We start from the raw sequence: 23,581 nt of genomic DNA, 5'->3' as shown, positions 1-23,581 counted from the left end.
TTAAAGCAGCAGAAAGCTAAGAGGTTGTTAAAGACCGGGCTGTGAATGATATGCCATTCAGCAGCCCGGCTGAGACTAAGTGCGTGATTGAACCGCTGATTAAAGCAAGGTAGAGTCGTTGCCTTAAATATTCAATCGCCATTGGGAGAAACTTGTGGAAGTTGCATGCTTGGACCTTGAAGGGGTATTAGTGCCCGAAATCTGGATAGCGTTTGCGGAAGAAACCGGCATTGAGGAGCTTAGAGCGACGACTCGCGATATTCCTGATTATGATGTGCTGATGCAGCAGCGCCTGAGGATTCTTGATGAGCATGGTTTTACACTGCCACAAATTCAAGCGACGATCTCTAAACTAAAACCCCTGGATGGTGCGGTTGAGTTTATTGATTGGTTGCGTGAGCGCTTTCAGGTCGTCATTTTGTCAGATACCTTCTACGAATTTTCTCAGCCTCTGATGCGGCAGTTGGGTTTTCCAACCTTGTTCTGTCACCAGTTGGTAGCAGATGAAAATGGCCGTGTTGTTGATTATGTCATTCGTCAGAAAAATCCTAAGCGGCAATCCGTGTTGGCATTTAAATCGCTGTACTATCGGGTTATCGCTGCAGGGGATTCTTATAACGACACGACTATGCTGGCTGAAGCTGATGCGGGAATTCTGTTCCATGCACCCGATAATGTAATAGAAGAGTTTCCTCAGTTTCCTGCAGTGCAGACCTTTGAGGATCTGAAAAAAGAATTCGTTAAAGCCAGCGAGCGAGATTTGTCACTTTAATGAGTTAGTGGATTATTCAGACAGAGCACCCTCAAAACAAAGGGTGATTTAAAGGTCTGATATAACGGGCCGGGGCCGACTGCGTCTCGGTCTTGCTCTTTGGCGCCGCCTGCTACCAAGAGTGCTTCAGTATTAAAGGGCCCGCTGGCCTTTGCGCTTTCCTGCAGTGTATCGTTCCTGTTTCGTATTGAAAGCCGGTCGTTTTACGAGTGGTGAAACATTTTCTCTAATGGTGCGACCAGGTTGCTGACTTTGTCGAAAGTCTCTTGATATTCTGCGCTGCATTCAGAGTCGGCAACGATTCCACCACCAGCCCAGCAATGAATTCGTTGCTGGTGGCAAACCAGCGTGCGAATACAGATACTGGTATCGACATTACCGTTAAAGCCAATGTAACCAATAGATCCACAGTAAGCGGATCTGCGGTGCGGTTCCAATTCTTCAATAATTTCCATAGCTCTGATTTTAGGCGCACCGGTAATTGATCCGCCGGGAAAACTGCCTTCAAGCAAGCGTAAGCTGTCAGCAGGACTGTTCAGCTCAGCCTCAACGGTGGTAACCAGGTGGTGTACGTTTGCATAGCTTTCAATGTCAAACAGCTTTGGTACCCTGATGCTCCCTGTTTTGCAACTGCGGCCCAGATCGTTGCGCAGAAGGTCAACAATCATTAAGTTTTCAGCACGGTCTTTGGGGCTTGAAATGAGTTCTTCTTTGAGTTTTCTGTCCAGATCGTCATTCTCGCCTCTGGGACGTGTGCCCTTGATTGGCTTTGTTTCGACAGATAATCCACGCACCTGAATAAATCTTTCCGGGGAAAGACTGAGGATCGCTCCCTCTTTTAGTGTCAGAAATGCAGAGAAAGGGGTTGGCGCTCGCTTTCTGAGTTCTTTGTATGCTTGCCAGGAATCTCCTGTGCAGGGAGCGCTAAAGCGCTGAGCAAGATTCACCTGATAGCAATCGCCTGCATTTATGTAATTAACAATCCGGTTGAATCGCTGCTCATAGTCTTCAGCGCTTAGGTTGGATTGAAACTTATCCTTTAACTGAAACTGACTGGTCTGAGCCAGCGGCAAATCCTGTTGCTCAAGCTGATTGGCCAAGGCTTCCATATCGGATTGCAACGCCGGGCGATTGTAGACAAGGTTGGTTTCTTTAGTTTGATGATCAACGACAACGGCCCATAGATAAATACCTATTTGCATCTCGGGTAGATCTATATCCTGACTGGCGATCGCAGGCAAAGATTCCAGACAGCGCCCCAGATCGTAGCTGAAGTAACCTAGCGCACCGCCATTAAAGGGCAGGTCGTGACTCTGGTCAGGGTCAAACCCCTCCTGAACCAGTACTGATTTAAGCGCTTCAAACGGTGTGCCCTGTAAATGAGTCTGGCGACCGTCGGGCTCCTCTCTCCAGGTGGTGTTGTTTTTGGTAAAAACTCTGCATATGGGGTTAGCACACAGAATGTCATAACGTCCCAGGGTTGATTGAGGTCGTCCACTGTCTAGTAATGCGGCTCCGGGCAGTTGGTGCAGTCTCTCGAAGGCTTCGCTACTGTCCGGATGGTATGTAAGGGGGATTTTGTACACTGCTAGGTAACTTCTGGATTGGGCAATCCGGCATTGTACGTTGGAAAAATGCTCTTTGGTATCATTGATTAAGCTTAGGAGCGGTCCTGGGCAAAAAACCGGCTTTCTCAGTCAACCAGGCCGGAGGCTTTACTTTTGATGGCTTACTGCCTTAAAGTTTCGACTCGCGACAAATTGTCGACAATATCCTTTTCATACTTACTGAGGTTTAGCTGGTTTTTATGAAACAGCACTACCGTTGTCAACTCTACTGGCTGAATACTGATGAGCAGCACATTGCTTACCGGCTGTACACGAATATCTACCATCAGCACGGTGGTCAAGACCACAGGTCTGGCCGAAGGTTGTTGCTTCTTCATGGTGCGGGTGTTGCTGGTGAGGATACCTGGTCTTATATAGTCCAGCATCTGGAACATTGGTCTGAGGTGCTGGTCCCGGATATCAGGGGGATGGGGGGATCAAAATACCCGGATGGATCAGAAAAGCCCTATGTGGTTGAAGAGGCGCTGGGGGATATCGTTTCTTTATTGGATCACTTGGGCTGGTGGGCTGCTGACGTAGGTGGTTATTCATTTGGTGGGCTGATAAGCATGTTGCTGAAAAGTCATCACCCGACGAGAGTTCATAAGCAGTATCTTTTGGAGCCCGCGTTACTGGACCGGGTCTGTTATGAAGACGTTGTTGCTCTTCGGGATAAATACGCTGAAGTAGCTGATATGTTGCGCCATCAGAGTGAACCTCAGCCCGGTATACTGCGCTTTCTTGATACTATATCTCCTCATCGAATCGTTTCCCCGAAAACTGAGAATATGATAATAACCCGGCTTTCTGAGCGAGCTTTGGGTTTTGCTAACGCCCTCAATGCCGCTACAGAGGCTTCAAAGCGTCTTGATCGACAGGAGTTGCTTAAGGCTCAGCAGAATGTAAGTAGTTTTATCGGTGGTCGTAGTGTCGAGGATTTGCATCATTACCATAGGCAGTTGGCACATGACCGCGATGACTGGGTCTATCATTCTATCCGGGGTTGTGACCACAGTCTGCCTTTTCAAAAGCCGCGCCAGATTGCTCTTCAGATGAACAACGATATGACAGAGTATTTGCGTTATAAGTCTGCCTGATTGTTATTGATACTCATCTCTATATTGTTTTTCTTATAGCTAAGGTTTCGTTTATATGCTGCCTGCATCTCTTTTTCACGCAGGTTGTACTCTTTTTCCATGCCGGTTACATCCATTCTCTTTGTTGCTTGAACTTGCTGGTTGAATTTCAACGCATTATCTACTTGTGTCTCTTTACTATGTGGCTGAATCACACTGTTCGTTCGCATCTTGAATTATTTTCTGGACTATTTACTTCGATATAGGGGAATTCCCGCTATACTTTTGTCTACTGTAGACACATGTATGGTTGACGAAGAACAAATCCAGCGTTATGGTGTGTTCATTAACTAAGATTGTCGACAATCTGAAAGCGGCAGCAACACAGTAAATAAGTAGTTTTAATCGTTTGGGACCTGTCTTTTCTTTGGTTTTGGTCGTGATGATAAGACTTGATCCCAGCTGGCACAGATAATCATGGTTTGGCTAAAAGACGGCGGCTCAGTAAGGTTATGAATACCAGAATATCTTCTTTTGAACAGGCTCAACCAGAATCAAGAACGCTCGCTGACCGTGTTTGTCAGGAGATTGTCACCGCAATCATCAAAGGAGAAATTCCTCCCGGCCACAAAATCAGTGAGCCTGAGTTGGCAAGAACCTATGGCATTAGTCGTGGGCCATTGAGGGAAGCCATTCGCAGACTGGAGGGCTTGCGTCTGGTGCAGCGGATTCCTCATATCGGTGCCCGGGTTGTTTCATTGTCCTCACATGAACTGATTGAGATTTATCACGTCCGAGAAGCGATGGAAGGTATGGCCTGTCGCTTAGCTGCTGAAAACATGACAGATGAAGAAGTCGCTAGTCTCAGAGCTCTTTTGGAGGAGCATGAGCAGAGCCTGCAAGAAACAGAAGGACGCGCTTATTTTCAAAAGGAAGGGGATCTGGACTTCCATTATCGCATCGTTCAGGGAAGTAAAAACACCAAGCTGAAAGAGTTGCTGGGCGGTGAATTGTATCACTTGGTCAGAATGTATCGTTATCAGTTTAGTTTATCCAGTTCCCGACCAATACGTGCTTTGAAAGAACACCATCACATTGTAGATGCAATTGAGCATAGGGATGGGGAGCTGGCTGAGATGCTGATGCGTCGTCATATAAGTGCAGCTCGAAAAAACATCGAAAAGAAACTGAAACAGAAACATGAGTTAAGAGGGTAACTACCATGTCTGAAAAATTGACTGCTGGCGGACGTTTCCGCAAAGCCTTGGCTGAGCAAAAGCCATTGCAAATCGTGGGTACCATCAACGCTTACACAGCAATGATGGCGGAGCGTGTAGGCCACAAAGCGATCTATCTGTCAGGTGGTGGTGTTGCCAATGCATCTTACGGCTTGCCGGATCTGGGTATGACCTCCTGCAATGATGTACTGGAAGATGTTCGTCGCATTTCCAGCGCCGTTGAGACTCCATTGCTGGTTGATATTGATACCGGGTGGGGTGGTGCGTTTAATATTCAGCGTACCGTTAAAGAAATGATTAAAGCAGGTGCAGCTGCCTGTCACATTGAAGACCAGGTAGCCCAGAAGCGCTGTGGCCATCGCCCAAATAAGGAAATTGTTTCTCAAGCTGAAATGGTTGATCGGGTTAAAGCGGCTACTGACGGTAAGACTGATGATGATTTCTTCCTGATTGCCCGTACTGATGCTTTTCAGATGGAAGGTCTGGATGCAGCGGTCGAACGTGCTCAGGCCTGTATCGAAGCAGGTGCTGATGGCATCTTCGCAGAAGCCGTTCATACGTTGGAAGACTATAAGGCGTTCAGCGCCGCTATTGACGCGCCGTTACTGGCTAACATTACTGAGTTTGGCGCCACGCCACTGTTTAATAAGCAGGAATTGGGTGAGGTGGGTTGCAGTATGGTGCTGTATCCGCTGAGTGCATTCCGCGCCATGAATAAGGCTGCACTGGCTGTTTATCAGAACATTCTTGATAAAGGCGATCAGAAAGACGTTGTTGACCTGATGCAGACCCGCATGGAGCTTTATGATTTTCTGAATTATCACGATTTTGAGCAGAAGTTGGACAAGCTGTTCTCCGAAGGTAAGAACAAGTAAACCTCTGAGTCCCGTTCGACTTGGTTGATCCAATAAAACGCACTAAAGCGACTAAACGAATAGATAGGAGCTGACGATGGCTGATAAAAAATTAAGTGGCGCAGGTCTGCGTGGTCAATCCGCAGGCAGCACAGCCCTCTGTACTGTCGGTAAAACTGGCGCAGGTTTGACTTACCGCGGCTATGACATGGTTGAGTTGGCAGAAAAGGCCAGCTTTGAAGAAGTGGCTTACCTGTTGCTGAAAGGCAAATTGCCTAATCAGGCTGAGCTGGATGGTTACATTGCCAAGCTGAAGACGCTTCGTGGCCTGCCTGATCCGCTAAAAACCGTGCTTGAGCAGATTCCTGCCAGTGCTCATCCGATGGATGTTATGCGGACCGGTTGCTCGATGCTGGGTAACCTGGAAACCGAGACTGATTTCTCTCAGCAGCAGGATAAAGTTGATCGTATGCTGGCAGTGTTCCCGTCTATTATCAATTACTGGTATCGCTTCAGTCATGATGGTGTTCGTATAGAAACCGAGACTGATGACGATTCCATCGGCGGTCACTTTCTGCATTTGCTGAAGGGAGAAAAGCCTAACGAACTGCACGCGAAAGTAATGAATGTTTCTCTGATCCTTTATGCCGAGCACGAGTTTAACGCTTCGACCTTTGCCGGTCGCGTTTGCGCATCAACTCTGTCTGACATCCACTCGATTATCACCGGTGCGATCGGCACCTTGCGTGGTCCATTGCATGGCGGTGCTAATGAAGCAGCCATGGATATGATCGAGAACTGGAAGTCTGCTGATGAAGCCGAGCGTGAAATGATGGGCATGCTTGAGCGTAAAGAGAAAATTATGGGCTTTGGTCACGCAATTTATCGTGAATCCGATCCTCGTAATGCTGTGATCAAGGGCTGGTCCGAGAAGTTGGCTAAGGATGTTGACGACACTGTTCTGTATCCGGTGTCAGTACGTTGTGAAGAGGTGATGTGGCGCGAGAAGAAGCTGTTTTGTAATGCTGATTTCTTCCATGCTTCTGCTTACCACTTCATGGGTATCCCGACCAAACTGTTCACTCCGATCTTTGTTTGCTCGCGCCTGACCGGCTGGGCTGCACATGCCTTTGAGCAGCGTGCAGACAACCGTATTATCCGTCCAAGTGCGGACTACACCGGACCGGAAAGCAGCGAATGGGTTGCCATTGAAGATCGTCCTTAAGCGCTGATTGATTAGAGGGGAGCGATCGAGACACTGATCCCGGTATCGCTCCGTCCTCCAGAAACACTGCTTTTCTGAACACAAGCAGGTGGGTTTAGCTATGAATACTGAATACCGTAAATCGTTGCCGGGCTCCGACCTGGATTTCTTTGACACCCGTGCGGCGGTCGAAGCCATTCAGCCAGGGTCCTACGCTACGCTGCCATATACCTCTCGGGTACTGGCTGAACAACTAGTGCGTCGCTGTGATCCAGCTACGCTGACTGACTCTTTGGAACAAATTATTGAACGCAAGCGCGATCTGGATTTTCCTTGGTATCCGGCCCGTGTGGTTTGTCACGATATACTCGGTCAGACAGCATTGGTTGATCTTGCCGGTCTGCGTGATGCGATCGCAGATCAGGGTGGAGACCCGGCCAAAGTTAATCCGGTCGTGCCAACCCAGTTAATCGTTGACCATTCACTGGCGGTAGAACACGGCGGTTTTGACCCTGAAGCTTTCGAAAAGAACCGTTCGATTGAAGATCGTCGTAATGAAGATCGTTTTCACTTTATCGAGTGGACCAAGACTGCCTTTGAAAATATTGATGTGATACCTGCGGGTAACGGCATCATGCATCAGATCAATCTGGAGAAAATGTCTCCGGTAATTCAGGCTCGTGATGGTGTTGCTTTCCCTGATACCTGTGTTGGTACCGACAGTCATACCCCTCATGTTGATGCGTTGGGTGTTATTGCCATTGGTGTGGGTGGTCTGGAAGCTGAAACCGTTATGCTGGGACGCCCATCCATGATGCGTCTGCCGGATATTATCGGTGTCAGGCTGACCGGTAAGCGTCAGCCAGGTATCACCGCAACTGATATCGTTCTGGCAATCACCGAATTTCTGCGTAAAGAGAAAGTGGTTTCCTCTTACCTTGAATTCTTCGGCGATGGTGCCAAGGACTTGACGATCGGCGACCGTGCAACCATTTCCAACATGACGCCTGAATTTGGTGCTTCTGCCGGTATGTTCTATATCGACGAGCAGACCATTGATTACCTGAAGCTGACGGGGCGTGAACCTGAGCAGGTTGCCCTGGTTGAGAAGTATGCGAAAGAAACAGGTCTATGGGCCGATGATCTGGTCAACGCTGAATACGAGCGGGTATTGACCTTCGATTTGTCAACCGTATGTCGCAATATGGCGGGACCTTCCAATCCTCATCGTCGTTTACCGACTTCCGATCTTGAGACCCGTGGTATTGCTGTTGATCTGGATAAGGCTCAGGCGGAAGAGGCCGAGGGGAAAATGCCGGATGGAGCGGTGATCATCGCTGCTATTACCTCCTGTACCAATACATCGAATCCTCGCAATGTTGTCGCGGCAGGATTAGTGGCAAAAAAAGCCAACGAGCTGGGATTGCTGCGAAAGCCCTGGGTGAAGTCTTCTTTTGCACCGGGTTCCAAGGTTGCCAAGCTGTATCTGGAAGAAGCCGGTCTGTTGCCTGAAATGGAAAAGCTGGGCTTCGGAATAGTCGGTTATGCCTGTACAACCTGTAACGGCATGAGTGGTGCGCTGGATCCAAAGATTCAGCAAGAAGTTATCGAACGTGATTTATACGCGACTGCTGTGCTGTCCGGTAACCGTAACTTTGATGGTCGCATCCATCCTTACGCCAAGCAAGCGTTCCTGGCTTCGCCGCCGCTGGTTGTGGCTTATGCCATTGCCGGTACGATCCGCTTTGATATTGAAAAAGATGTGTTGGGTACGGATAAAACGGGTAACCCGGTCACTCTGAAAGATATTTGGCCAAGTGATGAAGAAATTGATGCTATCGTGGCTGAATGCGTTAAACCTGAACAGTTTAACCAGGTTTACATTCCGATGTTTGATCTTGGTAAGGCTGAACAGGCTAAAAGTCCACTTTATGACTGGCGTCCACAGAGTACCTACATTCGTCGTCCTCCCTATTGGGAAGGAGCCTTGGCCGGTGAACGTACAATGAAGGGAATGCGTCCGTTGGCAGTGCTGGGTGACAACATTACCACTGACCATCTGTCACCTTCTAATGCCATCCAGGCATCCAGTGCCGCGGGTGAATACTGTGCCAAGATGGGGCTGCCGGAAGAGGACTTTAACTCTTATGCGACTCACCGTGGTGATCACCTGACTGCTCAGCGCGCAACCTTTGCCAATCCTAAACTGCTAAACGAAATGTGCCGCGATGAAAATGGCGAAGTGAAGCAGGGATCTCTGGCCCGTATTGAGCCGGAAGGAAAAGAAAGCCGCATGTGGGAGGCGATAGAGACCTACATGGAGCGCAAGCAACCGCTGATCATTATCGCCGGTGCAGATTACGGTCAGGGTTCGTCCCGTGACTGGGCTGCCAAAGGTGTTCGTCTGGCTGGTGTTGAAGCGATCGTGGCTGAAGGTTTTGAACGTATTCACCGGACCAACCTGGTTGGTATGGGTGTGCTGCCGCTTGAGTTTAAAGCAGGTGATAACCGTAACACCTATGGTATTGATGGTACCGAGACATACGATGTTGTCGGCGAGATCGCTCCTCGTGCAGACTTGATGGTAGTGATGACCCGAAGCAATGGCGAAACCGTTGAAATTCCGGTCACCTGTCGCTTGGATACTGCTGAAGAGGTGCATGTCTACGGTGCTGGTGGGGTATTGCAGCGTTTTGCTCAGGATTTCCTGGAAGGTAACGCCTGATACCAGTTTGGTTTGCGTTGCCGGGGGTGTCCGGTAACGCAAATCAGCGTTTTTACTCTGTTTTCGGCTGTCTCGTTGTTTGCCAGGATATAGCTATTCGTCTGAAGGATGAATAGCTATATCGCTGGTCCCTCAAGACTGTGTTTCACTAGAGTGTTTTTCAGATTTGGATAAATGCTATGGCTCACGTACCTCAAATTAAAGTGCCTGCTACCTATATTCGTGGCGGTACCAGCAAAGGCGTATTTTTTAATCTTACGGATCTGCCCGAGTCGGCTCAGGTGCCGGGCGCAGCTCGCGACAACTTGTTGTTGAGAGTTATCGGTAGTCCCGACCCCTATGGTAAGCAAACTGATGGTATGGGAGGGGCAACCTCAAGCACCAGTAAAACGGTTATTCTTTCAAAAAGCAGCCAGCCTGATCACGACGTAGACTACCTGTTTGGTCAGGTTTCCATTGATAAGCCCTTTGTCGATTGGAGCGGTAACTGCGGTAATCTGACCGCTGCGGTCGGCGCTTTCGCTATCAGCAAGGGTTTGGTGGATGCTGATCGCATCCCGGAAAATGGCATTGCGACCGTTCGTATATGGCAGGCCAACATCAGCAAGACCATCGTAGCCAAGGTCCCTATGACGGATGGAGAAGTTCAGGAAACCGGTGACTTTGAACTGGATGGGGTTACCTTTCCAGCGGCTGAAGTACAGGTGGAGTTTTTAAGTCCTGTAGACGCCAGTGAGGCTATGTTTCCTACCGGTAAACTTGTAGATGAGCTGGAGGTGCCGGGTATCGGTACTTTCAGGGCGACCATGATTAATGCCGGTATTCCTACGGTATTTCTTAATGCGGCTGATATTGGTTATACCGGTACCGAATTGCAGGAGGCGATTAACGGAGATCCGGCTGCGCTGGAGCGTTTTGAAACTATTCGCGCGTACGGCGCTGTGCGAATGGGCTTGATTAAGAACGTAGAGGAGGCTGCTGGGCGGCAACACACACCCAAAGTTGCCTTTGTATCCGGCCCGGCTGATTATACGGCATCCAGCGGCAAGCTGATCCACGCTGCTGATATAGATCTGAACGTTCGTGCTCTGTCTATGGGTAAACTGCACCATGCCATGATGGGAACTGCAGCCGTAGCAATAGGCACGGCCGCGGCGATACCTGGTACATTGGTTAATCTGGCTGCCGGTGGTGGAGATCGCGAAGCTGTGGTCTTTGGTCACCCCTCCGGTACCCTGAAAGTCGGTGCTGAAGCCAGCAATAGTGATGGTGACTGGACTGTTAACAAAGTCATCATGAGTCGTAGCGCAAGAGTCTTGATGGAAGGCTGGGTGCGTGTTCCCGGGGATGCTTTCTAATCTGTTTTTCACCCGGTTGACAGCATGGCACTGATAGCAGGCACAAGGAACGGCCTGCTGAACAAATTCACAGGTCTGTTTGCTATCCAGTCAGTAGATAGTCAAACAGGATTTGTGAATATCCGCAGCTGCACTGTGCGATTGCCCGATAGTGCAGCCATATCCCCTTTTGGTTGCGGAAGTAGCTGGCAAGTTCTCCTATCAGGGCTTGTTAGTTTTGCATTTGCCCCTGTACTTCGGTGCAGGGGTTTTTTTTGTTATTGGGGCAGCGCTATGCTGCGTAATAACAGTGGCGTACGCTCTACCGAATTGGCCAGAATCTATAGAATAAATTTTAGAGATTTTTATCGTGACCATTAGGTTATATGTTGCTGACAGCATTTTTCAGATCGATTGAGTTGTCCTGAAAGGCTTTTTTGGTGGATGGTGATACCATCTCTCGTTATTCTCTGTTGACGAGGTGCCTTCCTCGAAATTGGTCTGGTAACTGGGATTATAAGTAATGAGTGCCGATATCTATCAAATAAGCCTGAGCGGTTTGGCTATCGCTTTTATTCCGGTTATTCCTGTACTGTATTTTTATTATCGCTGGCAGCTGGGGGCAGGCAAACTTGGTTACGGGTTAGCCAGAATGCTAGGGCAGCTGCTGGTTATCGGTTATTTTCTAACCTTCATTTTTCAATCAGAAAGCGCATCACTAATTTTAACCGTCCTTACATTAATGCTGCTGGTTGCCAGCTGGATTGCGTTAGGTGAAGTGGCCCATCAGCGCAAATCGTTATTTATTTATGCAGCGCTTTCGATTTTCCTTGGTGCGGGGAGTACTTTACTAATCATTACTCAGGGGGTTCTTGAGTTAGATCCCTGGTATCAGCCACAGTACTTGATCCCCCTGTCTGGAATGATTTTCGCCAACTCGATGAATGCTGTCAGCCTGGCTGCTGAGAGGATCAACTCAGAGCTGGGCAGCACTGCTGACTATGACACGGCGAAACGGTTAGCATATCGGGCTGCGATGATTCCGGTAAGCAACAGTCTGTTAGCTGTTGGTCTGGTATCTTTACCGGGCATGATGACGGGGCAAATTCTTTCTGGCGTCTCGCCGTTGATCGCTGCACGTTATCAAATTATGGTTATGTGTATGATCGCTGGCTCGGCAGGATTATCTTCAGCGTTTTTTTTAACCATTGTTAAGAGTTATTTTGAACAACGGATTGTTGACTCTTCACCGCAGTAGCAAAGCCAAAGCATTCCTTATCTGGCCAGTCAGTGTAAAGCAGCGTCTTCTGACTGAGTGATACTAGCGATGAGTTCTACCTCCTTTCAGATTCGGTTTCCCTTTCGGATTCGTTTTTCTGGCAGCAGGGCGTCGGGATCGAACCTGTTGTTGATGTTTTTGTTCCTTGTTAACGAATGAGCTGAAATCTACAGGCTCATTTCGGTATTCCCCGGGTTTCATATCCTGTAATGTCCAGTCACCAATGGCTATCCGAATAAGGCGTAAGGTGGGAAACCCGACATGAGCTGTCATTCGGCGAACCTGACGGTTTCGTCCTTCATGAATACGTATTTCAAGCCAGGAGCTGGGGATCAGCTTTCTTTCCCGCACCGGTGGCGTTCGTGGCCAGAGTTCCGGTGCTTCAAGGCGTCTGACTTTAGCCGGTCGTGTCAAACCGTCTTTGAGATTGACTCCCTTTCTTAACTGTTGCAGAGCAGAGTCGGTTATCTTTCCTTCAACCTGAACCCAATAGGTCTTTTCCAGTTTTTGCTTTGGATCGGTAATACTTTTTTGTAATTGACCATTATCTGTTAGCAGAAGCAATCCTTCAGAGTCGTAATCGAGCCTTCCTGCGGCATAAATCCCTTTTTGATCTATAAAGCTTGCAAGCGTTGCCCGTCCACTGTCATCGGTAAACTGCGACAATACTCGGAATGGTTTGTTGAATAGGACAATATGAGTCATGTATTTTCTGTTGAAGAAGGCGAATAACAAAAATTTCAGGAAGGCTATTTTAACGGGATTATACTGCCTGTCGCCATCTTTCCTTTACCGGAAGGCATTAGAAGGGGCCCGGGTCGAAAGTCGGGATTCAGCTGGTAATCTGTTTATAATCTGAAATCATGTAGCAGTATCAGTCGTAGCTAGAGGTATTTTAATGATAACGGTGGAGCTTTTGTCCAATGATTGGCCGGACTTGCTGGCCCTGGTTTGGTTTTTAATCTGTTTTAAAGGATACGCCTATTTTGCTCAATACCGTGCTTTAACGACTCCCTGTCTTGCTAATGTTCTGCATCTTTATCGCACCGACTGGATGCGCCAAATGTTAACCCGGGATGTCCGAATTGCTGATATATCTGCTGTGGGCAACCTTGAGCGGGCCGTGGCATTCTTTGCTTCCAGTACTATGCTCATCCTGGCCGGTTTGGTGACGGCTATCGGGGCATCCGAGAGATTAGTGGGAGTTGTGTCAGAACTACCACTGTTATCAGGGTCGAGTAAAACCGAATGGGAAGTTAAATTTCTGGTTTTAATTGTGCTGTTTATCTATGCCTTCTTTAAGTTCACCTGGAGCCTTCGGCAGTACGGGTTTTGTGCCGTTCTGATCGGAAGTGCACCGCAGATTGGTGAAGACGTGACTGAAAATGAAATAAAGGCGTTTATCAGTCGTTCTTCAAAAACCTTATCCAGAGCTGCGAACAACTTCAATTTTGGTTTGCGTTCTTATTATTTCAGTTTGGCGGTGCTTGCCTGGTTCATCAATGCCTGGTGTTTTATTGCTTTTACAACAGTCGTGGTCGTTGTGCTTTATCTGAGAGAATTCAGATCTCCGGTACTGATGGAAATGACCGTAAGTACTCCAGATGACAATATCAATGGGATGGACTTTCGAAATGAGTTGCACAAATAAGCAGCTCTGATGGCCCTCTGTGGCCCGGAAATGAATCTTAATATGAAAGCTTGAAAAAAATTCCTTGAAATCGAAAACAGCGCCCCCACCTAAATGAACAGCGCTTAGATGTGCAACATCTAGATTGTTCACAAATGACTGGGTTGTAACCGATGACAACAGAGACACAAAAAGAAACACTTGGCTTTCAGACAGAAGTAAAGCAACTTCTTCACTTGATGATCCATTCGTTGTACAGCAACAAGGAGATATTTCTACGGGAGTTGATCTCGAATGCCTCCGATGCTTCCGACAAACTTCGTTTCGCTGCATTGTCTGACGGGACACTTTACGAGGATGACAGTGAACTCAAAATACGTATTGAGTTTGATGCAGAAGAGAAGCAGGTTCGAATTATCGACAACGGCATTGGTATGAGCCGTCAGGATGTTGTTGAGCATCTTGGGACCATTGCCAAATCCGGAACGTCCGAGTTTTTGGCCAATCTGTCTGGTGATCAGAAAAAGGACTCTCATCTGATCGGACAGTTCGGTGTAGGTTTCTATTCTTCCTTTATCGTTGCCGATAAAGTAGAAGTGTTTACACGTAAGGCTGGTCTGGATGCCGCAGAAGGTGTTCATTGGGAATCTCAGGGGGAAGGTGAGTTCTCTATATCGGCTGTCAATAAGGCAGATCGAGGAACCACGATCGTCTTGCATCTGAAGAAGGACGAAACAGAATTTGCCGATGGTTTCCGCCTGCGTAATCTGGTCCGCAAGTATTCTGATCATATCTCTATCCCGGTTGAAATGATTAAGCAGCCAATGGGTGGGGAAGAGAATGAAGAGAAAGAACAGGAAATAGAATGGGAAGCAGTAAACAATGCAACTGCTCTCTGGACTCGTCCCCGCACTGAAATAAAAGACGAGGAATACCAGGAATTCTACAAGCATGTATCCCATGATTTTGAGAACCCGCTGACCTGGTCCCACAACAAGGTAGAAGGCAAGCTGGAATACAGCAGTCTGTTATATGTGCCTGCCCGTGCTCCTTACGATATGTGGAACCGAGACGGTGCCAGGGGGCTTAAACTCTATGTACAGCGTGTATTTATCATTGATGATGCTGAGCAGTTCTTACCGCTGTATTTGCGTTTTGTTAAAGGTGTCATTGATTCCAATGACCTCTCGTTGAATGTTTCTCGCGAAATTTTGCAGAAAGATCCCGCTATTGATTCTATGCGTTCCGCATTGACCAAGCGTGTGCTTGATATGTTGTCAAAACTGGCCAAGAAAGATAAAGAAAAGTATGCCTCTTTCTGGAAGGAGTTTGGTCAGGTACTAAAAGAAGGACCTGCTGAAGACTTTGCGAATCGCGAAAAAGTCGCCAAGTTGCTGCGGTTTGCGACGACTCATACGGACTCTGCCGAGCAAACTGAGTCGCTGGACGACTACATTGGTCGAATGAAAGAAGAGCAGGATGCAATCTACTATGTGGTTGCTGAAAACCATAACACCGCTAAGAACAGCCCACACCTGGAAATCTTCCGTAAGAAAGGTATCGAAGTGCTGCTGCTATCCGACCGAGTTGACGAGTGGTTGATGAGCAATCTTAACGAGTATGACGGAAAGACCTTTAAAGATGTAGGTAAAGGCGATCTTGATCTCGGCAAAGTTGACGATGAAGAAGAGAAAAAGCAACAGGAAGAAACTGCCAAAGAGTTCAGCTCACTGATTGAACGAGTGAAAGAAACACTGGGTGACAGTGTTGATGAAGTGCGAGTAACCAATCGTCTGGTCGATTCTCCAGCCTGTCTGGTTGTCGGGGCTCAGGACATGGGGGCTCAGATGCGCCGTATTATGGAAGCTGCCGGACAAAAGCTTCCAGATAGCAAGCCATCCTTCGAAGTTAATCCCGAGCATCCTCTGGTTGTTCAGTTAAACGATGAAGCAGACGTAGATCGATTTAACGATCTTACCTGGGTCTTGTTTGATCAAGCCAATCTGGCCGAAGGTGGGCAGCTGGAAGACCCTGCTTCCTACGTTCGTCGCTTGAACAAACTGTTACTTAGCCTAAGCAAATAGGTTTGAGTACATAGACTAAATCTGTTGTTTATCGGCTGTTGTTACCCGATAAAAAAGGGCGATCTTCGGATCGCCTTTTTTATTAGCTGAAATCCGTTGTATCATTACCTATTATCGATTTTGCGTTGCAGCATAGCAGGGAGAAATGTCCGTGAGCACTAGTTATCTAAAGCGTTTTTTCGCACCGAAATCGATAGCCGTGTTCGGTGCTTCAGAAAAGCCCAACAGTATGGGCGGGGTGGTTCTCAGTAATCTGATAGACAGCGGTTATAGAGGAACACTGATAGCCGTTAACAAGCAAGGGTATGAGCAGGTTTTTAATATTCCCTGTTATAGCGGTGTTGGTACTATGCCGGAAATGCCGGATCTGGCCATTATCTGCTCTCCTCCAGATGCCGTACCCGGTATTATTCGTAAGCTCGGTGCTAATCAGGTAAGGGCGGCGCTGATTCTTACGGGTGGCTTGTCCCGCACTCAAAACGATAGCTTGCAACCTCTTAAAGACGCAGTTGTAGAGGCGGCGAAACCCTACGGTATAAGAATTCTTGGCCCTGATTGTATGGGACTGCTTGTGCCTGGTCAGAATATGAATGCCAGTTACTCTCATTTAAATATTAACAAGGGCAAGGTGGCTTATGTCGGACAGTCCGGCATTCTCGGCACTGCAATGATTGACTGGGCCCATGGCCAGGGTATCGGCTTTTCTAATTTTATGACACTGGGGGGAAGCGTCGATGTTGATATGCCAAGCGTTATTGACTACCTGGCGAATGATCCCTACACCCATGCCCTGTTGGTTCAGGTTGATCGTATTGATACTGACCATGCACATCATTTTATTTCGGCTATCCGTGCTGCCGCCAGGAATAAGCTGGTACTTGTTCTGAAAAACGAACTTGATTTTGATGGACAAAAAGGGACAAGAAAAGTGCCTTTGGGTGTCACCGATCTGGACAAGGTCTATGATGCGGTTCTAAGGCGTGTAGGCGTTGTCAGGGTTGCAAGCACAGATGAATTATTTGATGCGTTGGAAACCTTAACGATGATGAAGCCTCTTCGCGGAGAGAGGCTTGCTATTGTTGGTAACGGTGCCGGTCCAAATGCCTTGGCTGCCAACCGGTTGCTTCGTCATAAGGGAAAGCTGGCTACGCTGACGGAAGAATCGACAGATGCCTTAAAGGGGCTATTGCCTGATTTTTGGAACCGTTCTAATCCGATCGACCTCAATGCTGATGCTACGCCAGAACTGTTTTCTGAGGCGGTTAAAGTACTGACCAAAGATAAGAATGTTGATGCGGTTCTGGTTATTCATGCTCCAACCAGATTAGCACCAGGCTCAGCGACGGCTGAGGCCATCATTAAGGCAACCAACAAGATACCGAGGAATGTGCTGACCTGTTGGATGGGGCGTAGTACTGCCATCGCTGCCCGAAATTTGTTTAATGAAGCAAAAATTCCGACTTTCATCACACCAGAGAAAGCGGCTGAAGCTTTTATGCATATGGTTGATTTTCGTCGTAATCAGGAGGTGATGAAGCAGACACCGGAAGCGATGAATCTTCATGAAAATAAAGATGGTCGCGCCCGAGCCAAGGAGATGGTCGATGATATCTGGCGGCAGGGGCGTAACTATTTACGCCATAATGAAGCCAGTCGGCTATTGGAGTTTTATGAAATTCCTGTTTCCCATAGCCATTATGCCCATGATATTGACGGAGCCGTGGAAGTTGCTAAGCATCTTGGTGGAGCCGTTGCGGTTAAGGCTTTGCATCGGGGAAATCTCTATCCGTTCAGTTACGATGAAGGGAGCGGCCAGCGTTGGCGTGATCTGGCATTGGACCTGTATTCTGTCAGTGAAGTGAAACATGCTGTTACCCAATTGGCTTACCGGGTGAGTGAGCGTTACAGCAATGAAGATCAAAGAGGATTCTGTATTCAGCAGATGAAGCGGGGTCTTCAGTCTGTGCAGATCAGCGTTGGAGTTACCCGTGATCCGGTGTTTGGACCGTTGATCTTTTTTGGAGCGGGTGGTTATACCGTTGATGTTTTGGATGATCGCCAGTTGATGTTACCGCCGTTAAATGAAAGTCTGGCCCGTCGCCTGATTAAATCATCACGGATATACAGTTTTATTAAAGAAAACAGTCACCGCTTTGATCAGGATATCAAACACCTTTGTGAGTTGTTAATTCATATTTCCCAGATGGTCGTTGATATTCCTCAGCTTAAATCAATGGAGATCAATCCATTGCTTGTCAACAAGCGTGGCTTACTGGCTGTTGATACCTGCGCGGAACTGGGTGATCCCTGTTCATTGGCTATTTCTCCCTATCCTGATGACCTGTTGGAAGTTGTTCATTTAAAACGTAGCGGCCGAGTGGTCGAACTGCGTCCCATCAGAGGGGAGGATGAGCCTAACCACTTGGAATTCTGGAACAGTTTAAGCCCGGAATCTGTGCGCATGAGGTACTTCTACAGTCGGGGGGTGCCAACTCATAGTGAACTTGCATCCTGGTCTCAGATTGATTACGACCGGGAAATGGCATTTATCGCATCGGCTCCCAGAGTTGATGGCCCAGGTTATGAGACGCTGGGTGTCGTTCGTACCAATACTGATCCTGACAACATCAGAGCGGAATTTGCGGTGGTTATCCGGGATGATTTGCAAGGAGAGGGATTGGGTGCCATGTTGATGGAAAAAATGATCAGATACTGCCGTGATCGAGGTACGCTGCAAATATTAGGAACTACCTTACCCACTAATCTGAATATGCAACGGCTCGCCAAGAAACTGGGCTTTGATAATGGTTATAACGCAGAAGAGGAAGTCGTTGAAATGACAATGATGCTAAACGAGCCGAAGGAAGACTGGCAACTTCAACGCTTGCAGCATTAATAATCTATAGTGATCGTCTGAGAAGAGCTTTAGGGAAGGCTGCTGATAGATAGGCTACAAGTCTTTATTTCGCGGCTCAGCTTGGGCTCCTGTCCGTGTATGAGCCCGTTAGTGAGAAACCTACACCTCTGGGCAATACATTTCGTGTAGGGTGCGGATAACGCGCCTTGCTGTATCTCCACTAAGAGAGTAATAGATAGTCTGTGATTCACGACGAGTGCTCACCAAGCCGTCTCTGCGTAATACAGCCAAGTGCTGGGACAATGCTGACTGACTGAGATCAAGATAGGAATTTAGCTCCGTTACCGATAGTTCTTTACCATCCAGGTAGCACAAAATAAGTAGTCTGCTTTCATTCGCTAGAGCTTTTAATAATTGCGCAGCATCGCGGGCATTCGCACGCATCAATTCTAGAGTTGAGTTCTGATTCACTGCACTTTCCAAGTTGAGACCTCCTCTGATTAATCTATAAAATCGGCGTTTGGGGAAATATACCTGAATATCAAGCAGCGCTCAATATAACATATAAGTATAAACTAATATAAAATAGCACCTTGAATATCCTAATTGACATTATAGGCCTATATGAGAATTATGTCATATAGACCCTTTTTTTATACCTGTATACTAAGTATGTTATTTGTATCATACTGAAATATATGAGTTATTATTATTTTCTTTGTAAAGGTTGTTAGCCCAGCTCAGCCCCTCAAGAGGCTGAATCTGCTGATCGGTTTGTGAATTTCACTACAGTTGCTAAGGTTTATTAAGAGCGTTTTTATTCTGGGTATTATGAAAATGAACGAAATTAAGAAGATCCTGGTATTGATTGAATCTCGCGAGCAGGCACAGCATTTGATCGTGAAAAGCCAAACCCTGGCTGAAGCCGTTGGCGCAACCGTTGAGGTTTTTACCTGCTGCTACAGTCAGTCACTGTCTAACAGTTACCTGTTTGATCGGGAGGCCCGAGAGCATGGAAAAATAGGGTTTATCCACGGAGTGGAAAGATGGCTGGATGAGCTTATTGAACCCTTATTAGAGAAAAACATGAACGTCTCTACTGATGTGTACTGGGATCGTCATCTGGAGCAGGGCATGATGACTAAAATTGAGCGTTATCAGCCGGATCTGGTAATAAAAGACTGTCGTTATCATCATCGTCTTGATCAACATTTATTAGGTCATGTTGATTGGGAGCTGATTCGTCATTGTCCTGTTCCTTTAATGCTGGTGAGACCTGCTGCCTGGTCTGAGGCACCGATCATTGTTGCTGCGATAGATCCGATACGAAGTCATGAGAAAACAGCTTCGCTGGATATGCGGATTCTGGATAATGCGAACCACCTTTGTCACTGGATAGGTGGACGGTTGAATTTGTTTCATTGTTTTCAACCGCTTCCTACGTCAGTGATTTTTGATGACACAGTGATGTTTGATTATGACCAGTTAAGAGATAAATTACGCCAGACTCACCTGCAGGCTATGGAGGAATTGCTGGATCAGTTTGGTTTGCCGGCATCCGGGATGGAGGCGCATCTTTCAGAGGGAGAAGCGCATCAAGAGTTGCCTGCTTATCTTACTGAAGCATCGGCAGATATTGTGGTTATGGGAGCGGTTGAGCGAGGAATCATCGATCGCTTTTTTGTAGGGACGACGTCAGAAATGGCTTTGGACCATATAAGCTGTGATTTACTGATTGTGAAGGATCGAACTGCTGTTGAAGAGGAATAAAGAGTAACCGCAGCCTAATCGGACCTGGTAGAATCCCAGTGCTATCCCTGAATTTTCGTTTTTGAGTAAAAGCTCATTTGCTCGGTTCAATGACTGGATCACACGACGAATCAGTGAGCACGGTTTCACCGACGGGATAGTCTACTTCAAGATTACAGTCAAAACAGAAGGGCAGCGACAAGGAGGTCGTCCAAAGCTGACAATTGTCTTACACTCGAATGGCCAAATAGCTAGTGATGATTGAACGCAGCTCTGTTCGACGTACCCAAACTCGCCGCCAAAATCAAACAACTCGAAGTACTCAACAATGCCATGACCCAGCAACTGGCAGATTTAAAGCAATGCTATGATTTGGGCTGGTTTTTATCGGAAGAAGATTGGCGGTGGACTGGAAGGTTGACAGCTGTTGTTCAAGGGAAGCGTCCGTCTATCCACTGATTTTCTGACTTGGTAAAAATAAAAACATATAAATAACAAGGGTATAAGATAGCTTACTCGGGCTGCTGCTACGAGATAGTTGGAAGGGACATAGACGGACGCTTCCGTGTTTCTTCTGTCCTAATAAATTAGGCTTTGCTAACGCATTGATTCTTTACTGATAATGGATGATTATGGAACGAAATGTGTTGGGATAAGTGGATGTGGGATAAATGGACGCGTCCGGTGAATAACGCTGTTAACCCTCAAGGAGTATCCGATTGAATATTAGTATCCGAAAAGAACAATCAAGCGATGTTCAAAGTATCTATGAGGTTACTGTAGCCGCATTTCTTGATGCACCACATACCGATCATACGGAGCAGTTTATAGTTAAAGCACTTCGTGAATCTGGTGCATTATCAATTTCTCTTGTTGCTGAAGATGAAGGCAATATCGTTGGTCATGTGGCGCTTTCTCCTGTAACTATTTCTGACGGTACAGATAGTTGGTATGGTCTGGGCCCAATCTCAGTTCTTCCCAATAATCAGGGTAAAGGTATTGGCTCGAAGCTTATGAATGCAGCCATTCAAGAGCTAAAGAATATAAAAGCTAAAGGTTGTGTATTGCTCGGAGATCCAAACTACTATCATCGTTTTGGCTTCAAGCCTAGAGAGGGCTTGGTGCTTCCAGATGTACCGACGGAGTATTTTCAAGCCTTGTTATTTCAAGGAGATTTACCTCAAGGAATCGTTACTTACCATGAATCCTTTTCTGCAAAGGGTTAACAAGTCAAAGCACTCGGACTTGGTAAAGCTGTCACCTTTTTTGTTCCAAAAAAGCTGCCAACTTCACCAAGCCGGTGTTTGAGGCGTTACATGTCATCGAGGAATCAATTAAGTGCCATTTGAAGAAGATGGTTTCGAAATTTTAGAAAGCTTCATATCTTGTGAAGAAATCGAATCGATTAAGCAAGAGCTAGCTGCCATGGAATGCAAAGGCGGGGGCATACGAAATGCCGATAAAAAACTTTCTTCGGTTACTAATCTCGTAGAAAGCGAAAAGTATCTATCGCTTGCATCTACATACCTTTCAAGTAAAGCAGAGCTTGTCCGCTCCATTGTGTTTGTTAAGTCAATCGAAAATAACTGGCTAGTAACGTGGCACCAGGACAAGACGGTTGCTGTCTCGAAAGAATTCGATATCCCAGGCTGGGGGCCTTGGAGTAAAAAAGATAGTGTTTTACACGTACAGCCCCCTGTTGAAGTTTTGGAACAAATGGTAACCTTCAGGGTGCATCTCGACGAATCAACAGAGGAAAACGGTTGCCTTAAGGTAATACCGTATAGTCACAGGGAGGGTGTAATGTCGCAAGAATCTATCCATAGCTACACAAAATCACATTCCGCCATTAGCTGTGTTGCACCTTTAGGTTCTGCTCTAGTTATGCGCCCTCATGTTTTACACGCATCAAGTAGAGCTAAGTCAACACAACCACGTAGGGTACTACACATTGAATATAGTAGTTATCAATTACCCGGTGGTGCCACATGGGCGTAAAAACATGTAACAAGCAGCTGCACTGGACTCCGCAAACTGTCGCGCTTTTTGCTTACGCAAAAACTCGCGCCAGCTTGCTCCACCAGTGAGCTGGGCGTTAGCTGCATGGAGAGAACGTGAATTTCCTCGAATCATTAGCTTCTGAATGGTACGCAATACAAGGGTATTTCGTGCGCACGAACATCAAGGCCAATCGCAGGCCCAATGGAGGTTACAACAACGAAATTGACGTTCTGGCATTTCTTCCCGCTACAGGTAAGTTGGTTCACCTAGAAACATCGTGGGATGCTCTTACTTGGGAAAAACGTGAGCAGCGGTACTTGGATAAAAAGTTCGTCTTCTCTGCTGAGCAATATTCCGAGATTGTCGGCGCTACACCGGCCAGCATTCAAAAACGTGCAATCATTGGCACATCTAAGTCCCAGCCAAAAGAAATCTGGGGCACAGATATAGAGGTAACAACAGTACCAAACTTTGTTGCTGAAATAGCGGCAGAAATGAAGCAACGTCATCCAATGCGTGACGTTATTCCAGAAACTTATCCTTGTTTGAGGTCATTCCAGTTTGCTCTGGCATATGGCAGCTAACAAGGCCAGCCAGAGGGACTACCAAACCACCGCTTCGCTCTGGTTTGTCAGCCCCTGCTGGCGGCGTTATGAGTTCAAGAGGTTGTGAATGAAGCATATTAATAAGCTTGATATGGAACCTTGGCAGTTTATATTGTATGAAGTAGATGGTTCTGATTGGATTGTCGACTTTCCATACTCCCCTTTAAGCTATGTAGATGCTTCTATGTCCATAAAGCTGAGCGAAGAAGAAAAGTTACAAGCAAAAGAAAATAGGCAATACCTTATAGAGTTCTCAGAAAAACTAAGAAATAACCATAAAGCCTTTCTAGAAAGGGCTTTAGATTTCAATATATCAATAAGGTACAAAGAGCTGTCACAAAGTGCTTAAGCAGCTCATAATCGGGTAGCCGGAGGTCTCTAACCTCCAGCCCCCACAACACCCCGCATGCGGGGCCGCACAGGGCGTTTCACTTAGGATAGTGAAGCTTGATCCAACCATCACGTAGAGCATAGAGTCCTTGGGATTTCAGATAAGCATTAGATAATGCCTGCTGTATTCCTGGAGTTTTGGAGCTGCGCCATGGTCCTTTGCTGGTTAAACC

Annotated in this window: 21 protein-coding genes; 17 read left to right on the top strand and 4 right to left on the bottom strand. The window is 47.0% G+C overall.

Translation table 11 applies throughout. The annotated features are described in order from the left end of the window. Nucleotides 1-154: 154 nt before the first annotated feature. Entirely contained in the window at nucleotides 155-772 is a 618-nt protein-coding gene (gene thrH, locus BGP75_RS26245) for a bifunctional phosphoserine phosphatase/homoserine phosphotransferase ThrH (protein ID WP_076721893.1), read from the top strand. A gap of 203 nt (nucleotides 773-975) precedes the next feature. On the opposite strand, the gene pabB is transcribed toward thrH, so the two are convergent. Further along, nucleotides 976-2,358 carry an aminodeoxychorismate synthase component I gene (pabB, locus tag BGP75_RS26240; RefSeq protein WP_083705086.1) on the bottom strand — a complete coding sequence of 461 codons (1,383 nt, stop codon included), beginning with the start codon at nucleotides 2,356-2,358 and terminating at the stop codon, nucleotides 976-978. Nucleotides 2,359-2,579: 221 nt separating this feature from the next. On the opposite strand from pabB, the gene BGP75_RS26235 reads away from it, so the two are divergent. Next, nucleotides 2,580-3,476: an alpha/beta fold hydrolase gene (locus tag BGP75_RS26235; protein WP_076721891.1), complete on the top strand. Its 897-nt coding sequence runs from the start codon at nucleotides 2,580-2,582 to the stop codon at nucleotides 3,474-3,476. Here the strand turns inward: BGP75_RS26235 and BGP75_RS26230 are convergent. Then, nucleotides 3,461-3,685: a hypothetical protein gene (locus tag BGP75_RS26230; protein WP_076721890.1), complete on the bottom strand. Its 225-nt coding sequence runs from the start codon at nucleotides 3,683-3,685 to the stop codon at nucleotides 3,461-3,463. The genes BGP75_RS26235 and BGP75_RS26230 overlap by 16 nt on opposite strands. 282 nt (nucleotides 3,686-3,967) lie before the next feature. Between BGP75_RS26230 and BGP75_RS26225 the strand changes: the two genes are divergently transcribed. The 6 genes from BGP75_RS26225 (at nucleotide 3,968) to BGP75_RS26195 (ending at nucleotide 12,071) form a co-directional block, all read left to right on the top strand. Beyond that, complete coding sequence (locus tag BGP75_RS26225) at nucleotides 3,968-4,672, top strand: GntR family transcriptional regulator (protein ID WP_076721889.1); 705 nt, start codon at nucleotides 3,968-3,970, stop codon at nucleotides 4,670-4,672. 5 nt (nucleotides 4,673-4,677) lie between these two features. Next, the gene (gene prpB / locus BGP75_RS26220) at nucleotides 4,678-5,568 is read left to right on the top strand and encodes a methylisocitrate lyase (RefSeq protein WP_076721888.1); all 891 of its coding nucleotides are present in this window, start codon (nucleotides 4,678-4,680) and stop codon (nucleotides 5,566-5,568) included. Between the two features lie 76 nt (nucleotides 5,569-5,644). Then, nucleotides 5,645-6,772, top strand: a complete 1,128-nt coding sequence (gene prpC, locus BGP75_RS26215; protein WP_076721887.1) for a 2-methylcitrate synthase — start codon at nucleotides 5,645-5,647, stop codon at nucleotides 6,770-6,772. A 100-nt stretch (nucleotides 6,773-6,872) separates the two neighbouring features. Next, nucleotides 6,873-9,476, top strand: a complete 2,604-nt coding sequence (acnD, locus tag BGP75_RS26210) for a Fe/S-dependent 2-methylisocitrate dehydratase AcnD (RefSeq protein WP_076721886.1) — start codon at nucleotides 6,873-6,875, stop codon at nucleotides 9,474-9,476. A 179-nt stretch (nucleotides 9,477-9,655) separates the two neighbouring features. After that, nucleotides 9,656-10,834, top strand: coding sequence for a 2-methylaconitate cis-trans isomerase PrpF (gene prpF, locus BGP75_RS26205; protein WP_076721885.1), 1,179 nt, complete (start codon nucleotides 9,656-9,658; stop codon nucleotides 10,832-10,834). 502 nt (nucleotides 10,835-11,336) lie between these two features. Further along, nucleotides 11,337-12,071 (top strand): ABC transporter permease, encoded by a 735-nt coding sequence (locus tag BGP75_RS26195; protein ID WP_076721883.1) that lies wholly within the window; start codon nucleotides 11,337-11,339, stop codon nucleotides 12,069-12,071. A gap of 63 nt (nucleotides 12,072-12,134) precedes the next feature. On the opposite strand, the gene BGP75_RS26190 is transcribed toward BGP75_RS26195, so the two are convergent. Continuing rightward, nucleotides 12,135-12,797: a pseudouridine synthase gene (locus BGP75_RS26190; RefSeq protein WP_076721882.1), complete on the bottom strand. Its 663-nt coding sequence runs from the start codon at nucleotides 12,795-12,797 to the stop codon at nucleotides 12,135-12,137. Nucleotides 12,798-12,990: 193 nt separating this feature from the next. Here BGP75_RS26190 and BGP75_RS26185 point away from each other — a divergent pair, with 193 nt between their 5' ends. The 3 genes from BGP75_RS26185 (at nucleotide 12,991) to BGP75_RS26175 (ending at nucleotide 18,702) form a co-directional block, all read left to right on the top strand. After that, nucleotides 12,991-13,743: a DUF599 domain-containing protein gene (locus tag BGP75_RS26185; protein WP_076721881.1), complete on the top strand. Its 753-nt coding sequence runs from the start codon at nucleotides 12,991-12,993 to the stop codon at nucleotides 13,741-13,743. Nucleotides 13,744-13,895: 152 nt separating this feature from the next. Continuing rightward, nucleotides 13,896-15,806, top strand: a complete 1,911-nt coding sequence (gene htpG / locus BGP75_RS26180; protein WP_076721880.1) for a molecular chaperone HtpG — start codon at nucleotides 13,896-13,898, stop codon at nucleotides 15,804-15,806. Between the two features lie 145 nt (nucleotides 15,807-15,951). Beyond that, nucleotides 15,952-18,702, top strand: a complete 2,751-nt coding sequence (locus BGP75_RS26175) for a bifunctional acetate--CoA ligase family protein/GNAT family N-acetyltransferase (protein ID WP_233153032.1) — start codon at nucleotides 15,952-15,954, stop codon at nucleotides 18,700-18,702. Nucleotides 18,703-18,822: 120 nt separating this feature from the next. Here BGP75_RS26175 and BGP75_RS26170 read toward each other — a convergent pair whose 3' ends face one another. Next, nucleotides 18,823-19,107: a helix-turn-helix transcriptional regulator gene (locus BGP75_RS26170; RefSeq protein ID WP_076721950.1), complete on the bottom strand. Its 285-nt coding sequence runs from the start codon at nucleotides 19,105-19,107 to the stop codon at nucleotides 18,823-18,825. Between the two features lie 393 nt (nucleotides 19,108-19,500). On the opposite strand from BGP75_RS26170, the gene BGP75_RS26165 reads away from it, so the two are divergent. The 6 genes from BGP75_RS26165 (at nucleotide 19,501) to BGP75_RS26140 (ending at nucleotide 23,367) form a co-directional block, all read left to right on the top strand. Further along, nucleotides 19,501-20,433 carry a universal stress protein gene (locus BGP75_RS26165; protein WP_076721879.1) on the top strand — a complete coding sequence of 311 codons (933 nt, stop codon included), beginning with the start codon at nucleotides 19,501-19,503 and terminating at the stop codon, nucleotides 20,431-20,433. Between the two features lie 240 nt (nucleotides 20,434-20,673). Then, entirely contained in the window at nucleotides 20,674-20,871 is a 198-nt protein-coding gene (locus BGP75_RS26160) for a hypothetical protein (RefSeq protein ID WP_076721878.1), read from the top strand. Nucleotides 20,872-21,131: 260 nt separating this feature from the next. Then, on the top strand, nucleotides 21,132-21,638 hold the full coding sequence (locus BGP75_RS26155) for a GNAT family N-acetyltransferase (protein WP_076721877.1): 507 nt from the start codon (nucleotides 21,132-21,134) through the stop codon (nucleotides 21,636-21,638). Between the two features lie 112 nt (nucleotides 21,639-21,750). Further along, complete coding sequence (locus tag BGP75_RS26150; protein WP_076721876.1) at nucleotides 21,751-22,410, top strand: phytanoyl-CoA dioxygenase family protein; 660 nt, start codon at nucleotides 21,751-21,753, stop codon at nucleotides 22,408-22,410. 116 nt (nucleotides 22,411-22,526) lie between these two features. Then, a complete protein-coding gene (locus BGP75_RS26145; protein ID WP_076721875.1) occupies nucleotides 22,527-22,997 on the top strand; it encodes a hypothetical protein in 471 nt (156 codons plus the stop codon). 88 nt (nucleotides 22,998-23,085) lie between these two features. Continuing rightward, the gene (locus BGP75_RS26140; protein WP_076721874.1) at nucleotides 23,086-23,367 is read left to right on the top strand and encodes a hypothetical protein; all 282 of its coding nucleotides are present in this window, start codon (nucleotides 23,086-23,088) and stop codon (nucleotides 23,365-23,367) included. Nucleotides 23,368-23,581: the final 214 nt, after the last annotated feature.

This window comes from Motiliproteus sp. MSK22-1 (assembly GCF_001968815.1).
Lineage (GTDB): Bacteria > Pseudomonadota > Gammaproteobacteria > Pseudomonadales > Balneatricaceae > Motiliproteus.
Note: the sequence above shows the minus strand (reverse complement) of the source record. Positions and strands in the feature narration are given on the sequence as shown.

What these genes read in the sequence shown, in the direction of transcription:
- BGP75_RS26235 (WP_076721891.1), top strand. Translation starts at nt 2,580, where the DNA reads ATGAAACAGCACTACCGTTGTCAACTCTACTGGCTGAATACTGATGAG.
- BGP75_RS26230 (WP_076721890.1), bottom strand. Translation starts at nt 3,685, where the DNA reads ATGCGAACGAACAGTGTGATTCAGCCACATAGTAAAGAGACACAAGTA.
- BGP75_RS26225 (WP_076721889.1), top strand. Translation starts at nt 3,968, where the DNA reads ATGAATACCAGAATATCTTCTTTTGAACAGGCTCAACCAGAATCAAGA.
- prpB (WP_076721888.1), top strand. Translation starts at nt 4,678, where the DNA reads ATGTCTGAAAAATTGACTGCTGGCGGACGTTTCCGCAAAGCCTTGGCT.
- prpC (WP_076721887.1), top strand. Translation starts at nt 5,645, where the DNA reads ATGGCTGATAAAAAATTAAGTGGCGCAGGTCTGCGTGGTCAATCCGCA.
- acnD (WP_076721886.1), top strand. Translation starts at nt 6,873, where the DNA reads ATGAATACTGAATACCGTAAATCGTTGCCGGGCTCCGACCTGGATTTC.
- prpF (WP_076721885.1), top strand. Translation starts at nt 9,656, where the DNA reads ATGGCTCACGTACCTCAAATTAAAGTGCCTGCTACCTATATTCGTGGC.
- BGP75_RS26195 (WP_076721883.1), top strand. Translation starts at nt 11,337, where the DNA reads ATGAGTGCCGATATCTATCAAATAAGCCTGAGCGGTTTGGCTATCGCT.
- BGP75_RS26190 (WP_076721882.1), bottom strand. Translation starts at nt 12,797, where the DNA reads ATGACTCATATTGTCCTATTCAACAAACCATTCCGAGTATTGTCGCAG.
- BGP75_RS26185 (WP_076721881.1), top strand. Translation starts at nt 12,991, where the DNA reads ATGATAACGGTGGAGCTTTTGTCCAATGATTGGCCGGACTTGCTGGCC.
- htpG (WP_076721880.1), top strand. Translation starts at nt 13,896, where the DNA reads ATGACAACAGAGACACAAAAAGAAACACTTGGCTTTCAGACAGAAGTA.
- BGP75_RS26175 (WP_233153032.1), top strand. Translation starts at nt 15,952, where the DNA reads ATGTCCGTGAGCACTAGTTATCTAAAGCGTTTTTTCGCACCGAAATCG.
- BGP75_RS26170 (WP_076721950.1), bottom strand. Translation starts at nt 19,107, where the DNA reads ATGCGTGCGAATGCCCGCGATGCTGCGCAATTATTAAAAGCTCTAGCG.
- BGP75_RS26165 (WP_076721879.1), top strand. Translation starts at nt 19,501, where the DNA reads ATGAACGAAATTAAGAAGATCCTGGTATTGATTGAATCTCGCGAGCAG.
- BGP75_RS26140 (WP_076721874.1), top strand. Translation starts at nt 23,086, where the DNA reads ATGAAGCATATTAATAAGCTTGATATGGAACCTTGGCAGTTTATATTG.